This window comes from Psychrobacter sp. APC 3281 (assembly GCF_030407815.1).
Classification (GTDB): domain Bacteria; phylum Pseudomonadota; class Gammaproteobacteria; order Pseudomonadales; family Moraxellaceae; genus Psychrobacter.
The window spans coordinates 146,827-168,180 of the sequence record NZ_JASDCS010000007.1 but is presented as its reverse complement, the minus strand read 5'-3'; the positions used below and the strand labels follow the sequence as shown (position 1 = coordinate 168,180).

18 protein-coding genes and 2 tRNA genes are annotated in these 21,354 nt (G+C 41.5%); 6 read left to right on the top strand and 14 right to left on the bottom strand.

The features are described 5' to 3' along the window. Positions 1-127 precede the first annotated feature (127 nt). The 4 genes from QL886_RS07690 (at position 128) to QL886_RS07675 (ending at position 3,900) form a co-directional block, all read left to right on the top strand. A complete protein-coding gene (locus QL886_RS07690) occupies positions 128-2,353 on the top strand; it encodes a M3 family metallopeptidase (RefSeq protein WP_290178242.1) in 2,226 nt (741 codons plus the stop codon). Beyond that, on the top strand, positions 2,354-2,611 hold the full coding sequence (locus tag QL886_RS07685) for a YheV family putative metal-binding protein (RefSeq protein WP_290178241.1): 258 nt from the start codon (positions 2,354-2,356) through the stop codon (positions 2,609-2,611). Positions 2,612-2,753: 142 nt separating this feature from the next. Further along, a complete protein-coding gene (locus tag QL886_RS07680) occupies positions 2,754-3,302 on the top strand; it encodes a hypothetical protein (protein ID WP_290178240.1) in 549 nt (182 codons plus the stop codon). Positions 3,303-3,336: 34 nt separating this feature from the next. Continuing rightward, complete coding sequence (locus QL886_RS07675; protein ID WP_290178239.1) at positions 3,337-3,900, top strand: hypothetical protein; 564 nt, start codon at positions 3,337-3,339, stop codon at positions 3,898-3,900. A gap of 119 nt (positions 3,901-4,019) precedes the next feature. Here QL886_RS07675 and pnp read toward each other — a convergent pair whose 3' ends face one another. The 14 genes from pnp to tpiA all read right to left on the bottom strand — a co-directional run bounded on the left by pnp (position 4,020) and on the right by tpiA (position 17,815). Then, positions 4,020-6,122 carry a polyribonucleotide nucleotidyltransferase gene (gene pnp, locus QL886_RS07670; protein WP_101204658.1) on the bottom strand — a complete coding sequence of 701 codons (2,103 nt, stop codon included), beginning with the start codon at positions 6,120-6,122 and terminating at the stop codon, positions 4,020-4,022. Between the two features lie 689 nt (positions 6,123-6,811). Beyond that, positions 6,812-7,078, bottom strand: coding sequence for a 30S ribosomal protein S15 (gene rpsO / locus QL886_RS07665; RefSeq protein WP_045443035.1), 267 nt, complete (start codon positions 7,076-7,078; stop codon positions 6,812-6,814). A gap of 382 nt (positions 7,079-7,460) precedes the next feature. Continuing rightward, entirely contained in the window at positions 7,461-7,637 is a 177-nt protein-coding gene (locus tag QL886_RS07660; RefSeq protein WP_290178237.1) for a hypothetical protein, read from the bottom strand. Between the two features lie 113 nt (positions 7,638-7,750). Next, positions 7,751-7,912 (bottom strand): hypothetical protein, encoded by a 162-nt coding sequence (locus QL886_RS07655; RefSeq protein WP_166739220.1) that lies wholly within the window; start codon positions 7,910-7,912, stop codon positions 7,751-7,753. Positions 7,913-8,005: 93 nt separating this feature from the next. Next, positions 8,006-8,530 (bottom strand): type 1 glutamine amidotransferase domain-containing protein, encoded by a 525-nt coding sequence (locus tag QL886_RS07650; RefSeq protein WP_102091361.1) that lies wholly within the window; start codon positions 8,528-8,530, stop codon positions 8,006-8,008. Between the two features lie 386 nt (positions 8,531-8,916). Next, positions 8,917-10,008, bottom strand: a complete 1,092-nt coding sequence (truB, locus tag QL886_RS07645; RefSeq protein ID WP_290178236.1) for a tRNA pseudouridine(55) synthase TruB — start codon at positions 10,006-10,008, stop codon at positions 8,917-8,919. 9 nt (positions 10,009-10,017) lie between these two features. Then, positions 10,018-10,407 carry a ribosome-binding factor A gene (locus QL886_RS07640; protein WP_102078739.1) on the bottom strand — a complete coding sequence of 130 codons (390 nt, stop codon included), beginning with the start codon at positions 10,405-10,407 and terminating at the stop codon, positions 10,018-10,020. Positions 10,408-10,608: 201 nt separating this feature from the next. After that, positions 10,609-13,335, bottom strand: a complete 2,727-nt coding sequence (infB, locus tag QL886_RS07635; RefSeq protein ID WP_057757754.1) for a translation initiation factor IF-2 — start codon at positions 13,333-13,335, stop codon at positions 10,609-10,611. 148 nt (positions 13,336-13,483) lie between these two features. After that, entirely contained in the window at positions 13,484-14,968 is a 1,485-nt protein-coding gene (gene nusA / locus QL886_RS07630; RefSeq protein WP_057757751.1) for a transcription termination factor NusA, read from the bottom strand. A gap of 135 nt (positions 14,969-15,103) precedes the next feature. Further along, positions 15,104-15,604 carry a ribosome maturation factor RimP gene (rimP, locus tag QL886_RS07625; protein WP_057757748.1) on the bottom strand — a complete coding sequence of 167 codons (501 nt, stop codon included), beginning with the start codon at positions 15,602-15,604 and terminating at the stop codon, positions 15,104-15,106. 450 nt (positions 15,605-16,054) lie between these two features. Beyond that, positions 16,055-16,131 (bottom strand) — tRNA-Met (locus QL886_RS07620). Between the two features lie 123 nt (positions 16,132-16,254). Further along, positions 16,255-16,338: transfer RNA gene (locus QL886_RS07615), tRNA-Leu, on the bottom strand. Between the two features lie 141 nt (positions 16,339-16,479). Continuing rightward, the gene (secG, locus tag QL886_RS07610; protein ID WP_191114493.1) at positions 16,480-16,788 is read right to left on the bottom strand and encodes a preprotein translocase subunit SecG; all 309 of its coding nucleotides are present in this window, start codon (positions 16,786-16,788) and stop codon (positions 16,480-16,482) included. Between the two features lie 214 nt (positions 16,789-17,002). Continuing rightward, positions 17,003-17,815 (bottom strand): triose-phosphate isomerase, encoded by an 813-nt coding sequence (gene tpiA, locus QL886_RS07605; protein ID WP_290178233.1) that lies wholly within the window; start codon positions 17,813-17,815, stop codon positions 17,003-17,005. Between the two features lie 374 nt (positions 17,816-18,189). Between tpiA and pilB the strand changes: the two genes are divergently transcribed. Both pilB and QL886_RS07595 read left to right on the top strand, forming a co-directional pair. Continuing rightward, the gene (gene pilB / locus QL886_RS07600; protein ID WP_290178232.1) at positions 18,190-19,905 is read left to right on the top strand and encodes a type IV-A pilus assembly ATPase PilB; all 1,716 of its coding nucleotides are present in this window, start codon (positions 18,190-18,192) and stop codon (positions 19,903-19,905) included. Positions 19,906-20,125: 220 nt separating this feature from the next. Further along, a complete protein-coding gene (locus tag QL886_RS07595; protein ID WP_290178231.1) occupies positions 20,126-21,349 on the top strand; it encodes a type II secretion system F family protein in 1,224 nt (407 codons plus the stop codon). Positions 21,350-21,354: the final 5 nt, after the last annotated feature.

Genomic DNA, 21,354 nt, shown 5'->3' with positions numbered 1-21,354 from the left:
TACCAAACGAACCCATCTTTTATATAATCTATATATAAAATAAGAACACACTGTATATTTCAATAGTAGCCAGACTTTTCTCATTCTCGTTTTGATTAATAATAATTCATTGATATCGGATACCTATATGACACCTTCTCCTTTAGATTTACGCCTTGTCGATTTTGCCGACACTGCGCCACATACCTTACAAAACCATGTGATTGACGCCATTGATGCTGCCAATACTTTTTTAGATACTTTAACCGTGATAGAAAGCGACAGTGCTGAAAAAACAAGTGCTGAAAAAACAAGTGCTGAAAAAATAAGCGCTGAACAAGCTTTGGCAGATGTGATGAGCTTTGACCATATTAATTTGGCATTAGATCGTAGCTGGGGTATTTTGTCGCATCTCAATAGTGTGATGAGCAACGATGAGATTCGTCATGTTCACCATGAACTGCTACCAAAGCTGTCTGCTTACGGTACGCGAGTTGGACAACATCAGCCGTTGTTTAATCGCTATCAAGCTATCGTCAATGACACAGATTTCTTTGCTACGTTAGAGCCTGCTCGTGCACGTGCAATTGAACTGGCATTACGTAGCTTTGAGTTATCAGGCGTTGCGTTACCTCAAGCTGAGCAAGAAAAATTTGCCGCTATCCAAAGTGAATTATCGACCCTGTCTGCAACTTTCTCGGACAATATCTTGGATGCGACGCAAGCATTTGCCCTACCTTTAGAAGACTCTCAGTTAAAGGGGTTAACAGAGAGTGGTTTGGCACTATTGGCAGATGCAGGTGAGCAATACAAGGCGCGTGAGCTTGCTAGCGGTGCTCTTGGCCAAGCTGATATAGATGCACTTCCTACTCCTTACTATGTGGCCAGTTTAAATATCCCTGTATATCTAGCGATCATGACTCATGCGGACGATCGCAACCTGCGTGAGACGCTGTATCATGCTTATGTCACACGCGCCTCTGAGTTTGATACGCATACCAATGCAAAAGGCAACTCATTAAATAACGCTAACAATATGAGTCAAATCCTCTCATTACGTGAACAAAAAGCTAAGCTACTTGGTTTTGCAAATTATGCTGAAGTATCGCTATCGACCAAGATGGCAGACAGCGTCTTAGAAGTTGAAACATTCTTACGTGACTTAGCAACGCAAGCCACCCCTGCTGCCAAAGCAGATTTGGCACAGCTACAGAAATACGCTAGCGATTATGGCATTGACGAGTTACAACCGTGGGATAGCGCCTACATCGCTGAAAAAGTAAAACAAAGTGAGTTCAGCTTATCGCAAGAGGAGATCCGTCCATATTTCCCATTACCTAAAGTGATTAATGGCTTGTTCACTATCGTTGAGCGTCTATACGGTATTAAAGTACAAGAGCAAAGCTATAAAGGTACAGAAAGTGACTCAGTCTCTCGCTGGCATGACGATGTAAGCTTTTATCAATTATTCGATGCTGATGATCGCTTGCTCGGTGGCTTCTACTTTGACTTGTTTGCACGTAGCGGTAAGCGTGGCGGCGCATGGATGAGTGGTTTTCAATCTCGCTATAGCTACGAAGAACAGAACCATCAGCAGCTGCCCGTTTGCTTTATGGTTGGTAATTTCACGCCAGCACTTGATGGCAAACCTAGTTTATTGACTCATGATGAAGTATTAACTTTGTTCCACGAGTTTGGTCATGGGTTACATCATTTATTAACCCAAGTGACGGTCGGTGATGTCGCTGGTGTCAATGGCGTTGAATGGGATGCGGTCGAGCTTCCTAGTCAGTTTATGGAGAACTGGGCTTGGGATGCTGAAGGTATTGCCCTTATCAGCAGTCACGTTGAGACTGGCGAGCCATTGCCTAAAGACAAGCTCGATGCACTACTGGCAGTGAAAAATTTCCAAAGTGGTATGCAAACGCTGCGTCAAATTGAGTTTGCCCTATTTGACCTGCTCATTCATGCTCATACGCCAGCACTGAGTTACGATGGCATTTTAGAGACGCTCAATACTGTCCGTAATGATATCTCCGTTATGCAAACACCTGACTATAACCGCTTTGCTAATGGTTTTAGTCATATCTTCGCGGGTGGTTATGCTGCAGGTTATTACTCATATAAATGGGCGGAACTGCTATCAGCGGATGCGTTTAGCAAGTTTGAAGAAGACGGTATTTTCAACCCAGCGACAGGCAAAGCGTTCCGTGAATCTATCTTATCTGTTGGCGGCAGTTTCCCAGCGAAGACCAACTTTGAAAACTTCCGCGGTCGTAGCGCCAGTATCGATGCCTTGCTACGCCATAATGGTTTCACTGATGTTAAAAATATTGATGCCGCAAATACTCAAACGACTCGCGAGGTCATTTAAATGCGTTATCAATCATCTAGTCCCAAGCGCCGATTTTTAGCAGGGGTACGTTGTCCAAAATGTCAGGAGATGGACGCTGTGGTGCAAGTCAATATCGTAACCCCTGCCCCAGATGAGTATATTGAATGTACTCAGTGCGGACACACAGAACACCGCCCCGATCCTGATGCCATTAGTGCAAAGAACCATCTAGAAGATCAGATGGCTCGTGATGCGATGGCGATTGGCACCAGCGGCACTGTAAAATTTAAGCCTTAGTTATTTAGTTTTCATATCTAAAAACAGATTAAATCCTTTATTATTTAATGGTCTATTAAGCCTATCTATCAATAGATAGGCTTTTTATTTTGAGTTTGCTATAGTATGGCTACTTATATTCTTGACATGAATCGATCACAATATGAAACCAGACAACATCCGGCCTTCATCAACCCGCGCTTCTAAGAAAAAACAGACTACATCACGTCAGAAAATTTTGGCAGTACTTATCTCCATATTGCTACTTATCGTCATTGTCTACCTTATCGTAGGAAGGTCTGGCACTCAGTCCACAATCCCTGTAGATAACGCTACTTCAGCACCAGTAACTGAGCAAACGCCGACAGAGTCAACAACAGACAATATATCTGAGACAACAGATGACTCTGTGATTAACAATAGTGTGCTCATGGATGAAAACTCTGGAGCAGCCAATAATGACAGTACCGCGATACCAAATCCTACTGCTATATTAGATGCACCTCTACCAGAAAATGATAGCTTGGCTAAAGAAGAGATTGATCGTTTAGAAGATGAGCGTCAGCGACTGGCCGAACAAGAAAAGTTAGCAGCGGAACAAGTGGCTATGAATAAGCAATTGACTGATATGAAGGCAGAACAAATTGCGCTACTCGAACAACAAATTGCTCAGTTAGAAGCAAACGACTCTAATAAAGCGACGGTTCAATAACCGTATACTTGATTTGGTTATTGAGAGGCTTACGATGGCGATTTTGCAATTCACACATGCCTCTATTTTAAATAGCAATGCACAGTTGCTTATTTTACCTGTCAACAATGCTGGTGTCGTTTTAGATCCTGTACTCACACGAGCGAAAACTCTATTTCCTGATAATTATAGTCGCTATCATCGTGCGTGCCGCGATGGTAGTCTGAACGTTGGTAGCTGCTTACTTAATAAGCGCACACGTGAGCAAGTCGGACTTGGTATCAGTAGTAATGGGAATCAGCCAAACTACATTGCCAACCTTGTGATATCAAACCATCCTTATCATCCAGCGCGCACACGTTGGCTGACTGCTGCTTTGATTGATTTACAACAGCAAATGATGCCGCTTATACGTTACCAAGGCATACGCAGAGTTGCATTGTTTGCGCGGCCGCTTATCTCAGGCAAACCACGTGATATCTTATTCAATGAAAGTAATACAGCAGATACCCTGCCCTTAGACTGGCATGCTGATACTTTGCCATTACTGACTGAGTACTTACAAGACCTACCAAAACTTCGTATCGATATACATCTGCCTAAAAGCATTGAGTTATAAATGGCCTTTTAGCTAGCCAGTCATCATCTTTTTGAGCACATAAAAAAACCGCCCTGAATACTCATAACGAGCATTTCAAAGCGGTTTTTTATTACTTAAACTACATCAGATATTGAGTATTAGTTCTGCTCAACACCTTTCATAGTTAGTTTGATACGACCACGGTTGTCAACGTCTTGTACGAGTACTTTAACGACCTGACCTTCTTTTAGATAGTCTGATACATTCTCTACGCGCTCTTCTGCGATTTGTGAAATATGTACTAGGCCATCAGTGTTTGGCAAGACATTTACAAATGCACCGAAGTCGACGATACGAGCAACGGTACCTTCATAAGTTTTACCAACTTCAACTTCAGCAGTTAGTGCTTCGATTTTGCCAATAGCTGCCTTGGTCGCTGCTTTGTTTTCACCAAAGATACGGATAGTACCTGCATCATCGATATCGATAACCGCGCCAGTTTCTTCCGTTAGCTGACGGATAGTTGCGCCGCCTTTACCGATAACGTCACGAATCTTGTCTGGGTTGATTTCGATAACCGCGTAGTTTGGTGCATGAGCATTGATTTCAGTACGGCTCTCAGGCAATACTTGGTTCATTGCTTCTAGGATATGGATACGACCAGCATGGGCTTGTTTAAGCGCTTGCTCCATGATATCAGGGGTAATCCCTTCGATTTTGATATCCATCTGTAACGCAGTGATACCGTTCTTAGAACCGGCCACTTTAAAGTCCATATCACCTAGATGATCTTCATCACCCAAGATATCTGACAATACAGCAAAACGATCGCCTTCTTTAACCAGACCCATCGCGATACCAGCAACTGGTGCTTTTAATGGTACGCCTGCGTCCATCAATGCCAAGCTTGCGCCACAAACAGAAGCCATAGAAGACGAACCGTTAGATTCAGTGATTTCTGATACCACACGAATCACATACGGGAAGCGCTCGCTATCAGGTAACATCGCTTGTACACCGCGGCGTGCTAGACGACCATGGCCGATTTCACGACGTTTTGGAATACCTTCACGGCCCGTTTCACCAACTGAGAAATGCGGGAAGTTATAATGCAGCATGAAATGGTCACGAATCGTGCCACCTAGTGAGTCAATCATGTTGACGTCACGGCTGTTACCAAGTGTGGTAGTAACCAATGCCTGCGTCTCACCACGTGTGAACAGTGCTGAACCATGCGTATATGGCAATACACCAACTTGTACGTCAAGCGCACGAACTGTCTCAGGGTCACGACCATCGATACGCGGCTTACCTGACAAGATGTTGTCACGAACAGTACGATATTTAAGGTCGTTATAGATTTCTTTAAGCTCAGATACGGTATCAGCATAAGTTTCTGACTCAGCATCACCAGCAAGTGCATCAATAATTGATTGCTTGATTTCATCAAGCTTGGTGTAACGTGCTTGCTTATCAGTAATGGTATAAGCGTCAGCAACTTGCTCGCCGAACTGCTCTTTCATGCTGCTGGTAAGGGCTTGGTCACGCTCAGGAGCAGAGTATTGCTGCTTAGCAGTACCGATTTCTTCAGCCATTGAAGCAATGTTATCAATAACGATTTGTTGTTGCTGATGGCCGTACAATACTGCACCTAACATCTGGTCTTCTGACAACTCTGCCGCTTCAGACTCAACCATTAATACCGCAGACTTAGTACCAGCCACAACCAAATCTAGATCACTAGTTTCAAGCTGCTCAGACGTTGGGTTTAGAACGTATTCGCCATTAATGAAACCAACACGAGCGGCAGCAACAGGACCATTAAATGGTGCATCAGAAATAGCCAATGCTGCTGAAGCACCGATTAGTGCAGCGATATCTGCAGACTGAGTTTTATCTGATGATACAACTGTTGCGGTAATTTGGATTTCGTTTACGTAGCCTTCTGGGAATAGCGGACGAATCGGACGGTCAATCAAGCGTGAAGTTAAAGTTTCAAATTCGCTCGCACGGCCTTCACGTTTGCCGTAAGCACCTGGGATTTTACCCGCTGCATACATTTTTTCTTGATAATTAACCGTTAGCGGAAAGAAGTTTTGACCTTCTTTAGCTTCTGATTTTACGACTGCTGCAACTAATACTGTTACGCCGCCCATGTGTACTAAAATAGAGTTTGCTTGACGGGCAATACGGCCTGTCTCGATAACAACCTGCTGGTTGCCATACTGAAATTCACGCTTAATGGTGTTGAACATTGTCATATAATCTTCCTAATGTTGACTGACAAAACTGATATCAGCGTCAAAAAAAGCTGATACCTGTCATTAAAATTCTGTGTATATGGCTATCAGTTGACATGTTTTCTATTAAAAATCATCGCAACCAATGCCAATAACGTTACTTGGTTATCTCATATATTTGCCTGAGTTAGACATCGTACTATTATGTATATTCGGTCGTGCAATTTTGGCTTTACTATAAATACTATCAAAAAGACATTAAGTCAAAAGACTTCGATGCTAAAAACCCTACAGGCTATTTTCTAGGTTTCAAATATCAGCTATCTGCGCCGATTACCAAGCCAAATAATAAGTATTTTATCAATAATCGCCATATCTGTAGCAGATGCGCTATCAAACTCACAAGGCATTATTTTACAGTGATTTATAGCCATTGACCAATTAATTGCACAGTAGCGCAATTATCGTCAGAAAATGTCGCATTTGAGGCTTGATTAGTACAGTTTATACCAATATTCCTCTTAGCTATTTTATAGAAGGAGTTATAGCTCTTACTATTTGAGCACTGTATCTAAAACGAATAAGCATAAAAAAACGGCGTGAAACTATTCCACACCGTTTTTGGAAAAATCTATTTTATCGATAATAACAAACAAGTTCCAAGCGATTTAGCGAAAAATTCAGCATCCACTCGTACTATTGTCGTTAGATTAACGACGTAGACCTAACTGGCTGATTAGAGTAGTGTAACGACCAAGGTCTTTACCTTTTAAGTAATCAAGCAGTTTACGACGCGTGTTAACCATACGGATAAGACCGCGACGGCTATGATGGTCAGCTTTGTGTGCTTTAAAGTGGTTCTGCAAATCATTGATACGAGCACTCAACAAAGCTACTTGAACTTCTGGAGAACCAGTGTCATTTTCGCCACGTTGGTATTGAGCGATGATTTGTTCACGATCGGTATTAGTTAGCATAAATATCTCCGGCAATGCTAAAAACTTTAAATACAGGCTGCAATTTGAGTCAGTATTAAAGCAATAGAATAATAAATAAAATAACCTGTACGCCATTCAGGACAACCCTGCATTACTAGAGTTGACCTAGTGTACGACAAGCTCAGTTAACAACCATTTAGTATGTTTTGAATCGTACATTGCATTTAGCTATAGCACTACTTAATCAAAGTAATGGGCTAACTACAGTACATCATCCAAAACCTAATTTAAATGTGGGGGTAATTATAACAAAAAACTGCTGAACTAGCAGCAGTTTTTCATAATACTTGTAAAGCGACATTCAATTTCTAGTAGCTAGTATTTGATAGATAATTATCTATTGAGATCCTACCTAAGCAGACTACTTATTAACATCAGCTTCTTTCGCATTGCCGCCTAGCTCATCATCTTCAAGAGGCGTGGCAGTAGTCACTTCCGCTAGACTTTCTGGGGCAGTATGCTCACTTGGATTGATTTCTTCTGCAAGCTTTTCAATCTCTTTTTCCTGCTCGTCCATATTGTTCGGTGAATTACTCATATTAGCTCCTGAATTATTATTTTGTGGACTAACTTTAATTGCACTCATCGATCATAAGACGTGCAAACTATAAACATATTAATGCCACCTATTACAGGTGGCATATTAAAAACCTACTTGTCTTCTTTCGCATTTTCTAAGTTAGCTGCGATACGTTCTGCTGCTGCTTCACTATTTTCATTATGATTGTCTTCAGTTTGACCTTTAAGCGCCGCTTCTGCTGAATCAGAACGTTGTTGCTCAAGCTTAGTATCATTTGGGTTAGAGTTTGACATAGTATTTTCCTTAGTTATGGTTATAAATATTAGTTGTATAGAGTTGAAATCTAATAGTACTTAATTAAAAATTTTTAGTTAGAGTTCAAAATCCTAAGATAATGCTTTATCTATAGCATCAACAAAATTGGGTATATCATCTGGGTTACGCGAAGTAATAAGATTACCATCTACTTGTACTGTCTTATCTACGTAGTTTGCTCCAGCATTTTCTAAATCTAGTTGCAAAGTAGGATAAGCGGTAAGGGTCTTGCCTTTAGCAATACCTGTATTGATGAGAACCCAAGGAGCATGGCAAATAACAGCTAATGGCTTTCCTGCTTCATTAATAGCATTGATAATTTGATGAGCCTTTTCATTACCACGAATAGTATCAGCGTTCACAGTACCACCTGGTAACACCAATGCATCATAGTCAGAGACGTTGGCATCTTCCGCAAAGATATCAGCAGTAAAAGTATCACTCTTATCTACGTCCTGCTGCATGGCTTGCACTTCTTTCTTATCATTTGTTGTTATGAGAAGTGTTTTATAGCCCTTATCTTTTAGCTGATTATTGACGTCTTCGTACTCTGCTTGTTCGAAGTGATTATGTAGTAAAAAAGCGATCGTTTTCATAACTTTCCTTCTTCTTATCTATTATTTTTTGTGAGTCAGTATATTTTTATAAGTTAGTTTTATTATTGTTCGGTAGTATATTTTCCTTTGAACTATTTTATTTTTATTTAAATGCATCCTTTTGGCATCGGTTTTTACTTCTAATTGTCTATTATTTTAATTATTTGCTTTATAGCAATTTCTTATTCTTATAATATTTATCCGTTTTATTTTTTAACTCAGCATTCCCTATCTGATGAATCTAGAATACAAAAAAAACAGGTGTCACCATAGGCGAAACCTGCAATAAAATGTGACGGTATGTGATTAGTGTAAACTATTAGTAAATCAGGCCAACGTTAGGTGGTAGTTTCTCTATTTAAGTAACATTGATGAAAACGTCACTATTAGCGCTGAATCAATTTCTTAGGTTGTAAACGTCCGTTTAAGCTCACAGACCCCAAACCAAGAAATTCTCCTTGCTCATTAAGTAAACGTATATCAACTGGTATTTCGTGCTCTAGGAGCTGAGGCGCATCAAGATCAGTATCAGTTTTACCATTGATACTAGCGTCACCATCAATACCGACAGAACTATCATTAGACAGCTGGTTAGAAACCATATTAACAACATAATCTTTGAGCTTACCTATTAGCTCATCAAATACGTTTAAGCGCTGTCCCATATGTACACGGGCGCATTGCTCCTCTGTCAGCGTTAGTTCAGCATCGATATCAATACAAGCATCGATAGGCAGCAGCCAAGACTGACGCTCCTCTAGACCATGCTCTTCTAATGATGATAAAGCAAGCGCATCATCAATGCTGAAGTTCCCTACTTGTGTACGACGTAATGCCGTCAAATGTCCTAGCGTACCTAGCTGCTTCGCAATATCTTCCGCTAATACACGTACGTAAGTACCTTTCGTACAAGTAACCGTTAGATTAATCTGGGTATCATCTATCATCTGTAGATTGATTGCTTTAATCGTAATATCTCTAGGTGGTCTATCAACCTCAATGCCCGCGCGGGCATATTCGTACAGTTTTTTGCCATTTTTTTTTAGCGCTGAGTACATCGGTGGTATCTGCTGCTGAGTACCCAAAAACTGCTGTGCAATAGTCGCTAATGATGCTTCGTCAAATACTGGAATAGAAGCCTGCGTTACGATTTGGCCATCAGCATCACCAGTATCGGTTTGACTACCTAACAAGATAGTCGCTTGATAAGATTTATCAGCATCCAGTTGATAATGGCTAAACTTGGTGGCTTCACCCAAGCAAATAGGCAACAGGCCAGTTGCCATCGGATCAAGCGTTCCTGTATGTCCTGCCTTTTTACTATCGTGTATCGGTGATTTAAATAAATACTTCACTTTTGACACGACTTGCTGCGAGGTCATACCTTTGGGTTTATCCACCAATATGACACCTGAAACTTTTACTTTTTCAGGTACTTTATTGGCTGGTTTATCAACTTGCTTAGACGCTATAGACATAATAATAATTTACTCGTCATTCTCGTTTTGCTCAGTTTTAGTCACGGCCTTACTAATCAAGTCCATCATGTAGTTACCACGAGCAGTCACTTCATCATAATGAAAACGTAAGCGCGGCGTAGTACGTGTCTTTAAGCTATGGCTTAGTTCCGTACGTAAGAATCCTGCCGCTTTATTCAATACTTTGATGCTTTCTTCATGATTGGTCTTGTTCATAGCATCATTGAGCTCAGGCTCCATGATAGTGACATAGACGTCCGCATAACCTAAATCTGGGCTAACTTTGACACTAGAGATCGTGACAAAACCAGTTAGACGAGGGTCATTGACTTCATCGCGAATAAGAACAGCAAGCTCACGCTGAATCTGATCCGACAATCTTTGTAAACGTTGGTTCATGTTGTTACCTTACTTTAATGGGCTTATTTTATTACTGTATAAGTCTGCTGATTAATATATGTTGCACTGATATGTGCTAAAAAAGGCCTAGCAGGATGTACCTGTTAGGCCTAAGTACAGCTGAATATTAGCAAAGTATCTAAACAGCTCAGCGAATTGCGCATATTGCATTAATACATACTCTGCTATCGGACAGCAGCTTTAGATAGTACGTGCGAACTCTTGGATTTCAAAGACTTCGATCTTATCGCCAGCTTCAACATCATAACCACGAACGGCCAGACCACATTCCATACCAGTACGTACTTCATTAACGTCTTCTTTATAGCGACGTAATGATTGCAATTGACCAGTAAAGATAACTTGGTCATCACGCAATACGCGGATAGGTTTGTTGCGATAGATTGTACCTTCAACAACCATACAACCAGCAGCAGCACCGAACTTACTAGAACGGAATACTTCACGAACGTCTGCAACACCAAGGATTTTCTCACGATGTTCAGGAGCAAGCATACCGCTCATTGCTGATTTAACATCATCGATCAAACCATAGATTACGCTATAGTAGCGAATATCCATGTTAGCAGTGTCTGCTTTGCGGCGTGCGGTAGCATCTGCACGAACGTTGAAGCCTAACAGTACCGCTTCACTAGACTCTGCCAGGGTTACGTCGGACTCAGAGATAGGACCAACGCCTGAACTGATTACTCTGACTTTTACTTCATCAGTAGACAATTCATTTAGAGCAGCTAGTAGTGCTTCTAGTGAACCACGTACGTCTGTTTTTAGTACGATATTCAAGAATGACACATCGCCTTGGCCCATCTGGTCAAACATGCTTTCTAAACGCATGGCATTCTGACGCTCAAGTTGACGCTCACGCTCACGGTTGGTTCTAAAGTCCGCAACTTCACGAGCTTTTTTCTCATCCGTTACAACTAGGAATTCGCTACCAGCAGCAGGTGTTTCAGGCAGACCTAAAATCTCTACAGGAATAGAAGGACCAGCTGACTTGATACGTTGGCCATGCTCATCAGTCAATGCACGAACTTTACCATAGTGCTCACCAGCTAGAACCAAGTCGCCTTGTTTCAATGTCCCTTTTTTCACTAGGACACTAACGACAGGGCCACGACCTTTTTCAAGTCTTGACTCAATAACCACACCCTGAGCAGCTCCGTCTAGTGGCGCTTCTAGTTCCATTAACTCAGCTTGTAAGCTAATGAATTCTAGTAAGTCTTCGATACCTTCGCCTGTTTTGGCCGAGATACGAGCCATTGGTGTATCGCCGCCCCATTCTTCTGAAACAACTTCTTTCGTCGTTAATTCATTAAGAACACGGTCAGGATCAGCACCTGGCTTATCCATTTTGTTGATAGCAACAATGATTGGCGTACCCGCTGCACGTGCATGATCAATTGCTTCTGCTGTTTGTGGCATCATGCCATCGTCAGCTGCAACAACCAATACAACGATATCAGTCGCTTGAGCACCACGTGAACGCATTGCGCTAAACGCTGCGTGACCTGGAGTATCAAGGAAAGTAATAACGCCGCGATCAGTTTTTACATGATAAGCACCGATATGCTGTGTAATGCCGCCCGCTTCGCCATTCGCAACTTTCGTTTCACGAATTTTATCTAGTAGTGAGGTTTTACCATGATCAACGTGACCCATGATAGTCACTACTGGTGGACGAGTCTGGATGTTGCTACTACGCTCATCAACTGCGTACTGTAAGTCGTCTTCAACTTTAGTATCACTAACTGGTACTGGGTTGTGGCCCATTTCTTCAACAAGCAAGCTTGCGGTTGCTTGATCAATCGTATCTGACTCACGAGCCATTTCACCCATTTTCATGAGTAATTTGGTTACTTCGCGAGCTTTAACCGCCATACGCTGTGCAAGATCGGCAACTGAAATTTGCTCACTAATCTCGACATCATAAACGATTTTTTCAACAGGTTTTTCAAACTTATGCTGTGATGCTTGAGTTGAACGCAAACCGTTTTTGCGGTTTTTTATTTCACGCTCATCTTGGTTCTTACGACGACGACCACGAGTACCAGTACTGTTCGAACCACGTTTGATTTCGCGACGCTCTTTTTCGAAAGACTCTTCTAGTGCATCACCAACCAAACCTTCAGCCAATGGCTCATCTTTACGTACTTCAGTAACAGGTTCACGATCTGTATATTTACCAGCCATTTTGCGCATTTGCTCAAGTGTACGCTTTTGCGCTTCTTCAGCTTGTGTGCGGCGGGTTTCTAGTTCGATTTCACGCAGACGCGCTTCTTCTTTCTCACGAGTCTCGCGAGCTTTACGTTCAGCAGCGGTTTCAACTTTAGGCTTAGTTGCAGCAACCTTTTTCTTCGGCTGCTCTTTAGGCTTAACTTCAGCCGTCGCTTTACCGCCTTTTTTGACAACAACTGATGTAGAAATATCATCATTTTTGTCGTCTGATTTTTTGCTAGAGCCTAAGCTTGCGCGCATTGCTGCTAGCGTTGCTGCTTGACGCTCTTCCGCTTTTTTCTTAGTAGCGGCGCGTTCTTCAGCTTCTTTTGCTGCACGTTCTTGAGACTCAATTAGAGCTTGCTCACGAGCGGCTAACTCTTCAGCCATTTTTTCTGGATCAGGCTTTTCAAATACTTTCTTTTTACGCACTTCTACATTGACGCTCTTAGATTTACCAGAAGAGCCAGTCACACGTGCAGTACTGGTCGTCTTAGACTTAAGACTAATACGACGCTTTTCTTGTTGACCATGACTTTGCTTTAAATACGTCACCAGCTTTTCTTGCTCAAGCTCGGTGACTAGGTCATCCTCTGCGCGAGCAGGCAGGCCAGCATCTACTAATTGCTGCTTTACAGCATCTGTAGTTTTGCCTACCATTTCTGCTAGTTCTTTGACGGTCTTATCTGCCATTTATTATCACCTACTGTCTATTATTTGCTATATGTTCAATTCAGTTGTTGGCTACAAATGATTGGGTTAAGGCTGATACTTATAAATAGATATCAGCGCTTTATTCTCAATAGCATATCACCAAAAGACAGCGATATGCAGTTACCGCTTATTCATCGAACCAAGATTCCCGAGCTTTCATGATGAGTTTTCCTGCAGTTTCAGAGTCTAATCCTTCGATATCTTCTAGATCGAAGACGGCTTGTTCTGCCAAGTCATCAACAGTAATGATGTCTTTTTGCGCCATTTTATAAGCCCAACTGACTGTCATACCTTCAAGCTCTTGAAGCTCTTGACTTGGCTCTTTCATGTTCTGTTGTTTGACCAGTTCATCAGCGATGACGACTTCTTTAGCACGCTCTTGAATCATATCAATCGCTTCATCGTCTAGACCTTCGATATCATAGAAAGTCTCAACTGGTACATAGGCCACTTCTTCAATACTGGTAAAACCAATATCAACCAATGCCTGTGCTAAATCTTTATCTACTTCTAGGCGCTCATAGAATAATTCAATAAACGCTTTTGATTCGTTTTGTTGACGTTGCTGATACTCTTCTTCGAGCATCATGTTCAGCTTATAGCCCGTCAATTCAGACGCTAAACGTACGTTTTGGCCTTGTGAGCCAATAGCACGCGCCAATTGATCATTGGTGCTAAAGATAATGTCTGCTGTTTGCGTATCTTCATCTAAAATGATACTGCTTACGTCAGCAGGCTCTAGAGAGCTGATGATGAACTGGGCAGGATCATCTGACCATACCACCACATCAATACGCTCACCGTCTAGCTCTTGCTGTACTGCTTGGATACGTGTACCACGCATACCGATACAAGCGCCAACTGGATCAATACGATGATCGTTGGTCTTCACAGCTATTTTAGCACGGGTACCTGGCAGACGAGCGACGTTACGAATTTCGATAATTTGTTCTGCAATCTCAGGCACTTCTTTTTGCATCAATGCTGATAGCATTTCAGGATGCGTGCGAGATAACAGTAACTGTGCACCGCGGTTTTCACGGTTTACATGGTACAAGATAGCGTTGATACGCGATTTTGCACGGAGTTGTTCGCGTGGCAACATTTGATCACGTGACAAATAACCTTCGGCATTGTCACCCAAATCGATGATATAGCCATCACGAGTCTGTTTTTTGACTTCGCCATACATCATCTCACCAACACGTGGCTCGAAAGCGTCTGCAACTAATGCACGCTCAGCTTCACGTATCTTTTGGATGATGACTTGTTTGGCTTGAGTAGCAGCAATACGACCAAATTCGATTGATTCAATTTGCTCTTCTTTAATATCACCAATTGACCATTCTTCCTGATCAAGATCGGTGATAGCAAGCTGACAAGCTGGCATTTCATGGTCTTCATCTGCAACCACTGTCCAGTAACGATAAGTATCGTAATCGCCAGTTGCACGGTCGATTGCTACCCGTACAGCCACTTCTGGCTGCTCGGTATATACTTTCTTTTTAGTCGATACCACTAAAGCGTCTTCAATTGCTTCAAAGATATCTTCAGGATTTAAGCCCTTTTCATTACTGACAGTTTCTACTACCGTTAAGATTTCACGACTCATGCTATACCTGTCCTATCATTTTTTAATTGACTTAAATTTTATAATTTGGGTGCTGCTATTATATAGTTGCTATAAGCCACATAAGCTATTGGAAGATAAAACTGTCTATCTATAAACAGTTACCCTAGTAAAAATCTAGGCATCTTCATAAATCAAATTGGCTTTATCAATATTACTTAATGCAATCTCAAACTGCTCGCCATCACTTGACGTCAGTTTTAAAGAGTTTTCATCAATACTATCTAAAGTACCTGTGGCTTTACGACGTTTTTGATCGCCTGTACCGATAGCTTGAATCAGACGCAAGCTCACAGTTTGACCAACATACGCATGCATTTGCTCATCTGAGAAAAACGCACGATCAAAACCAGGTGAAGATACTTCTAAGATGTACTCACCAGCGATAGGATCATGAACTTCTAAGATACCGCTTACTTGATGGTTTACTGCCGCGCAGTCTTCAATCGTTACTTGTTTATCTTGGGCTTGCTCTTCTGGCAATGCCTCAATATAGATACGTAGTAAAGAGCGACGACCTTGTGGCGCAAACTCAATACCCCATAATGACACATCACAAGCGGCCACGGCAGGGGCAATAATATTAGTCAGTTCTGCAACTTTAGTCGAAAGCTTCATAATCTCTTTGTATTTTCCTATTCACTTATCTATCGTACTTAGTAAACCGTATTAAAGATTGACTCTTATCTATATAGCAATCTTATAATGATAAGAATCACGGTCAGTATATAATTTTAAATCACAAATATATGATACATATTGTGCATTTATATAGGGACGAGCGTAAAAAACATCAAGCTCGGCCAGACAATGCTTTTATTATTTATAAAGCACTACTATCGATAAAAGTATGAGGAATAAAAGATAGTGTTGCTTAAGAAGCATCGTGCCGGTAGCGGCCGATGATGACCAGTGACGAGTAATATCGTACTCTATAGACTTAGAGCTTAGCATAAGTAGGATAGATACCGCGATAACACTGACCTTCAGATACAAAAAAACCCACAAACATAATGGTGGGCTAATCGGTACTGACAAATTTAGTGTACAAAACATCAGTATAAAAAGTGGTAGCGGGGGCTGGATTTGAACCAACGACCTTCGGGTTATGAGCCCGACGAGCTACCAGACTGCTCCACCCCGCATCAATCTAGAACGCATATTATAGGGAGGTTTCGTAGAAGTGTCAATACTTTTTTTAAATTAATTATAAAATAAGTATTATCTGCTAAAAATCCAACCTGAAGTTATGCTACGTCTGTAAAACTTGGTGCGATTGGGGGGACTTGAACCCCCACAGCTTTCGCCACCACCCCCTCAAGATGGCGTGTCTACCATTCCACCACAATCGCATTGTACTGCTCTGTCTCTATCGTCCAGTCTATAATCAATGATGCTTAAGGTAGGCATCTATAGAACAGGAGTTGCGAAAACAGGAAAGCATTGTAAATCTAACCTACCAAAATAGCAAGCGCTGCCTACTTAAAAGAAGCTTACTCGGAATGTTGAGTCATTGGACGCGGCGTTTGCGGTGCTGAAACTGGCGCATCTAGACGAAACTGATCTTCTGCTTGCTTACGCGCATGAACAGCAAGCGTCATACTCGTAATAAAAAATATGACCGTTAGTACTGCCGTAGCACGCGTCAAGAAATTAGCAGTACCTGCTGCGCCAAACACGGTACCTGATGAACCGGCACCAAAAGAAGCTCCAGCGTCTGCCCCTTTACCATGCTGTATCAGAATCAAGCCGATCATGGCAATGGCCACAATAATATGCAGGGCTAATATAAACGTAAACATGGTGGCCTCTTTTGCCGCGTAATGACGACTGATAACGGAAAATAAAACGTAAGGTTAATAGAATGACAATCGGCATGATCAAATGCCAAATCGACTATATAAATAAGGCGCATTGTACACGATTGCAAGGGCAGTGTTAAACCTACTTTTACCAACCGATAAAACCATACTCTCTATAAGCTATGATCTTGATATCTGAGCGTTATTTATTCATTTAAGCATTGGCTTGGTTAAATGCGTCGGCAATCGCTAGAAAGCTCTCTGCTTTTAACGAAGCGCCGCCCACTAACGCGCCATCAATCATAGCGTCAGAAGCAAAGCTATTGGCATTATCAGCATTAACACTACCGCCATACAATACGGTAATCGTATCTGTTATATCAGCAAAGCTTGCAATCGTCTGCTTGATATACTCATGAGTTTTACTCACTTCTGCCACAGTAGGCACTTTACCTGTACCAATTGCCCATACAGGTTCGTAAGCGACGAGCAGCTTTTCAGATAACGATGAGGCTAAATCTGGCTGTTGAGTCAGTAAATCCTTAATAACTGAGAGTTGCTCATTGATAACGTCGAGTGTTTGATCATTGTCATACTGTTCTTGTGTTTCGCCGATACAAAATACCACACCTAAGTTCTGAGAAAACGCATGAAACAATTTGCTTATCAGGCAATCATGAGACTCTTTGTGATATTGACGACGCTCAGAGTGGCCAAGTAGCGTCCAAGTAGCACCTGCATCTGCTACCTGCTGTGCTGAGCAGTCACCCGTATAGGCTCCTGTACTTGCACTATAGGTACTGACGTTCTGTGCTGCACAGAGTATTGAGCTATCTGCTAGACGTGTACTCACTGTACTTAAATGAACACAACTTGGTGCTACCATTAATTTACAGCGGTCTTTTAATGCCTGCGAGTTGGCTTGTTCTTCAGTATTAACTTTAGTCAATAAGTCGTCCAACAGTGCATTGACAGCACTGTTAGTCGCAGGATTCTGTTTCCAATTGCCAATTACCCAAGCTTGCATACTTATTTACCTTGTCTCATGTATTCATGCCAATTCGGCTCATATGCGCGCCAGTATAACAAATAATTCGTAAGTGCTATAGTAGCGTGCCACCATGAGCAGAATCACTTCTGCAAACTTATCTGCAGACAATACTTCAATAGACCGTTATTTTTACGAGCTAGTCGTCTAATGGTATATATAAATTTTTCAAACTAAAGTAAAGTTCTATACTACAGAGTTTATAAAATCAAATATTATTGCTAGTTCTATATATAGATATACAGGTAGATAGGATAAACAAAGCAAGACAGTTATCAACTAGCAACGACGAATATATAGCGTGTAATACCAAGCATTTCTACAGAATATTTTGCATCAAAGGAGAGGTTACAATGTCTATCGCAACTAGTAAGTACGGTGGTCTAGCGCAGCAACTGATTAGCGACGGTGTCGTTAGCGAAGCGAACATGAAGACGGCACAGATTGAGTCGCAGCAGCAGCAAATAGGACTGGTACCTTATCTGGTAGACAATAAACTGGCCGATGCTTATCAGCTTGCCCAAATGCTATCCCAAGCTTTCGGCGACCCTCTATTCGATCTCGATGCATTAAACATTGATGTTATTCCAAAAGACTTGGTTGATGAAAAAATCGTTCGCAAGTTTAATGCTTTACCACTCTTTAAACGAGGACAACGTCTATTTGTCGCACTAAGTGATCCCACTCGCGTTGATGCCATTGATGCGATTGCCTTTAATTCTCGACTGTCGATAGAAACCATTGTTGTCGAAGAAAATAAGCTTAAAAAGCGTATTGAAAGTGTATATGCAGATACGATGCAAAGCTTTGATAGCTTCTCTGATAGTGATTTAAATGTTGGCTTTGAAGACGGTGACGAAGATAAGGAAGATGGCGAGACTCAGCTGAACGACGGCGTTGATGAAGCACCTGTTGTAAAGTTCGTCAATAAAATGCTAGTCGATGCGATTCGTATGGGCGCTTCTGATTTACACTTCGAGCCATACGAAAAATCTTTCAGAGTACGATTTCGTGTCGATGGCGTCATGCAAAAAATGGCCAGCCCACCTGTTCAACTTGCGAATAAAATTGCAGCACGTCTAAAAGTCATGTCGCAAATGGATATCTCAGAACGCCGGGTACCGCAAGATGGGCGTATTAAACTAAAAATTTCTAAAAATAAAGCGATTGATTTCCGGGTAAACTCATTACCGACGTTATTCGGTGAAAAACTTGTTTTGCGTATCCTTGATCCATCCTCAGCCATGTTAGGTATTGATGCATTGGGGTATGAACCAGATCAGCAGGAAATGTTTTTAGAGGCATTACACAAACCACAAGGCATGTTGCTTATCACTGGTCCTACTGGTTCTGGTAAGACGGTCTCCCTTTACACTGGTATCAACATCTTGAATACTGGCGCAACCAATATTTCAACGGCTGAAGATCCAGTTGAAATTAACCTTGAAGGAATTAACCAGGTCAACGTTAATGCCAAAGTTGGTCTAACGTTTGCCAATGCGCTCAAGTCTTTTTTACGTCAAGATCCTGATATTGTCATGGTTGGTGAGATTCGTGATCTTGAGACTGCTGAGATCGCGATTAAAGCGGCGCAGACAGGTCATATGGTTCTTTCTACTTTGCATACTAACTCGGCACCTGAAACATTAACGCGTCTACGTAACATGGGTGTGGCCTCTTTCAATATTGCCACGTCAGTCAACTTAGTCATTGCCCAACGTTTGGCAAGACGACTATGCAAGAACTGCAAAAAACCTATTAACATCCCGCGTCAGAGCTTATTAGAGATTGGTTTTACTGATACTGATCTGGATAACACTGATAATGTTATTTATGAACCAGTCGGCTGTAATGAATGCCGTGAAGGTTATAAAGGTCGTGTGGGCATCTATGAGGTAATGAAAGTCAGCCCTGATATTTCACGCATTATTATGGAAGATGGTAACGCAATAGACATCAAAGATGCTGCTATTAAAAACGGTTTCCGCGACCTACGTCGTTCTGGAATTTTAAAGGTGTTGCAAGGTGTCACCAGTATTCAAGAGATGATGCGAGTAACTTCTGAATGATAAGTAAAATTTATAGAAGATGTACGATGCGTTTTTTTATTCTAACTGCTAATCATTAAATAACTTATAAATCTGTAACTTTCACTATCAGATACTTTTAAAAATAAAACAGATAGACACTGGTTTTTTGCGCTAAAATAAAGTATGCCTGACTGGTATTTAAGTCTGGTATTCTATTGTAAATTTACAATTTATATTGGACAATTTTGAGGGTAGTAACATGGCAAAAGCTAAGACTGATATGTTGTTAGATTTTGTTTACGACGGTGTGAATCGACGCGGACAGAAAGTTAAGGGCGAAACTACCAGTCGTAGTTTAGAGCTAGCGAAGGCAACTCTACGTAAACAAGGTATCACGGTTAAAGGAATTAAGAAAAAGCCAAAACCACTTTATACTTTCAAAAAAGCCATTAAAGCCATTGATATTGCCATTTTTGCTCGACAGTTGGCAACAATGATGAAGGCAGGCGTACCGTTAACCCAGTCTTTTGAGATTGTCGCCGACTCCCTCGATAATCCAAGTATGAAAGACTTAGTGCTACAAATTAAAGCAGATATTGAAGCAGGTGGCACCTTTGCCTCTTCTTTGCGCAAACATCCTCGCTATTTTGATGATTTATTCTGCTCACTCGTCGAATCGGGCGAACAATCGGGTGCACTTGAGACGATGCTTGAACGAGTCGCTACTTACAAAGAAAAGAGTGAGCTACTAAAAGCAAAAATCAAAAAAGCAATGAAGTACCCTATTGCCGTTATCGTGGTTGCTATCATTGTCACCATGATTCTATTGATAAAAGTAGTACCTGTATTCTCTGATCTATTTGAATCATTTGGCGCAGAGCTGCCTGCCTTTACACAGATGGTAGTTAGCATGTCTGAATGGATGCAAGCATGGTGGTTCATCTTAATTATTGCTATCGGTGGTGCAATTATCGGTTTTTCAGAAGCTAAAAAACGATCTAAAAAATTTCGTGACTTTTTAGACCGTGCTGTCTTAAAAGCTCCCATATTTGGCAACATCGCCTATCAAGCGATTATTGCACGTTTCTCTCGTACACTATCTACAACTTTTGCGGCTGGTGTTCCACTTATCGATGCCCTAGACTCTACTGCCGGTGCGACTAATAATGTTGTATTTTACAATGCAACTCAACAGATCAAAAATGACGTATCTACTGGCCAGCAATTACAGTTTTCCATACGCTCCACCAATTTATTCCCGAGCTTAGTTATTCAAATGGTTGGTATTGGCGAAGAGTCTGGTAGCTTAGAAGAGATGCTAGATAAAGTCGCTGTCTACTACGAAAACGAAGTCGACAATGCAGTTGATGGTTTAACCAGCTTGATGGAGCCAATGATTATGGCAGTTTTAGGTGTATTAGTTGGTGGCCTAGTCATCGCCATGTACTTGCCAATCTTCCAAATGGGCTCAGTAGTAGGATAATTATT

Excerpts from the sequence above, each read along its gene's own strand:
- QL886_RS07690 (WP_290178242.1), top strand. The coding sequence starts at position 128 with ATGACACCTTCTCCTTTAGATTTACGCCTTGTCGATTTTGCCGACACT.
- QL886_RS07685 (WP_290178241.1), top strand. The coding sequence starts at position 2,354 with ATGCGTTATCAATCATCTAGTCCCAAGCGCCGATTTTTAGCAGGGGTA.
- QL886_RS07680 (WP_290178240.1), top strand. The coding sequence starts at position 2,754 with ATGAAACCAGACAACATCCGGCCTTCATCAACCCGCGCTTCTAAGAAA.
- QL886_RS07675 (WP_290178239.1), top strand. The coding sequence starts at position 3,337 with ATGGCGATTTTGCAATTCACACATGCCTCTATTTTAAATAGCAATGCA.
- pnp (WP_101204658.1), bottom strand. The coding sequence starts at position 6,122 with ATGACAATGTTCAACACCATTAAGCGTGAATTTCAGTATGGCAACCAG.
- rpsO (WP_045443035.1), bottom strand. The coding sequence starts at position 7,078 with ATGCTAACTAATACCGATCGTGAACAAATCATCGCTCAATACCAACGT.
- QL886_RS07660 (WP_290178237.1), bottom strand. The coding sequence starts at position 7,637 with ATGAGTAATTCACCGAACAATATGGACGAGCAGGAAAAAGAGATTGAA.
- QL886_RS07655 (WP_166739220.1), bottom strand. The coding sequence starts at position 7,912 with ATGTCAAACTCTAACCCAAATGATACTAAGCTTGAGCAACAACGTTCT.
- QL886_RS07650 (WP_102091361.1), bottom strand. The coding sequence starts at position 8,530 with ATGAAAACGATCGCTTTTTTACTACATAATCACTTCGAACAAGCAGAG.
- truB (WP_290178236.1), bottom strand. The coding sequence starts at position 10,008 with ATGTCTATAGCGTCTAAGCAAGTTGATAAACCAGCCAATAAAGTACCT.
- QL886_RS07640 (WP_102078739.1), bottom strand. The coding sequence starts at position 10,407 with ATGAACCAACGTTTACAAAGATTGTCGGATCAGATTCAGCGTGAGCTT.
- infB (WP_057757754.1), bottom strand. The coding sequence starts at position 13,335 with ATGGCAGATAAGACCGTCAAAGAACTAGCAGAAATGGTAGGCAAAACT.
- nusA (WP_057757751.1), bottom strand. The coding sequence starts at position 14,968 with ATGAGTCGTGAAATCTTAACGGTAGTAGAAACTGTCAGTAATGAAAAG.
- rimP (WP_057757748.1), bottom strand. The coding sequence starts at position 15,604 with ATGAAGCTTTCGACTAAAGTTGCAGAACTGACTAATATTATTGCCCCT.
- secG (WP_191114493.1), bottom strand. The coding sequence starts at position 16,788 with ATGTTTACGTTTATATTAGCCCTGCATATTATTGTGGCCATTGCCATG.
- tpiA (WP_290178233.1), bottom strand. The coding sequence starts at position 17,815 with ATGCAAGCTTGGGTAATTGGCAATTGGAAACAGAATCCTGCGACTAAC.
- pilB (WP_290178232.1), top strand. The coding sequence starts at position 18,190 with ATGTCTATCGCAACTAGTAAGTACGGTGGTCTAGCGCAGCAACTGATT.
- QL886_RS07595 (WP_290178231.1), top strand. The coding sequence starts at position 20,126 with ATGGCAAAAGCTAAGACTGATATGTTGTTAGATTTTGTTTACGACGGT.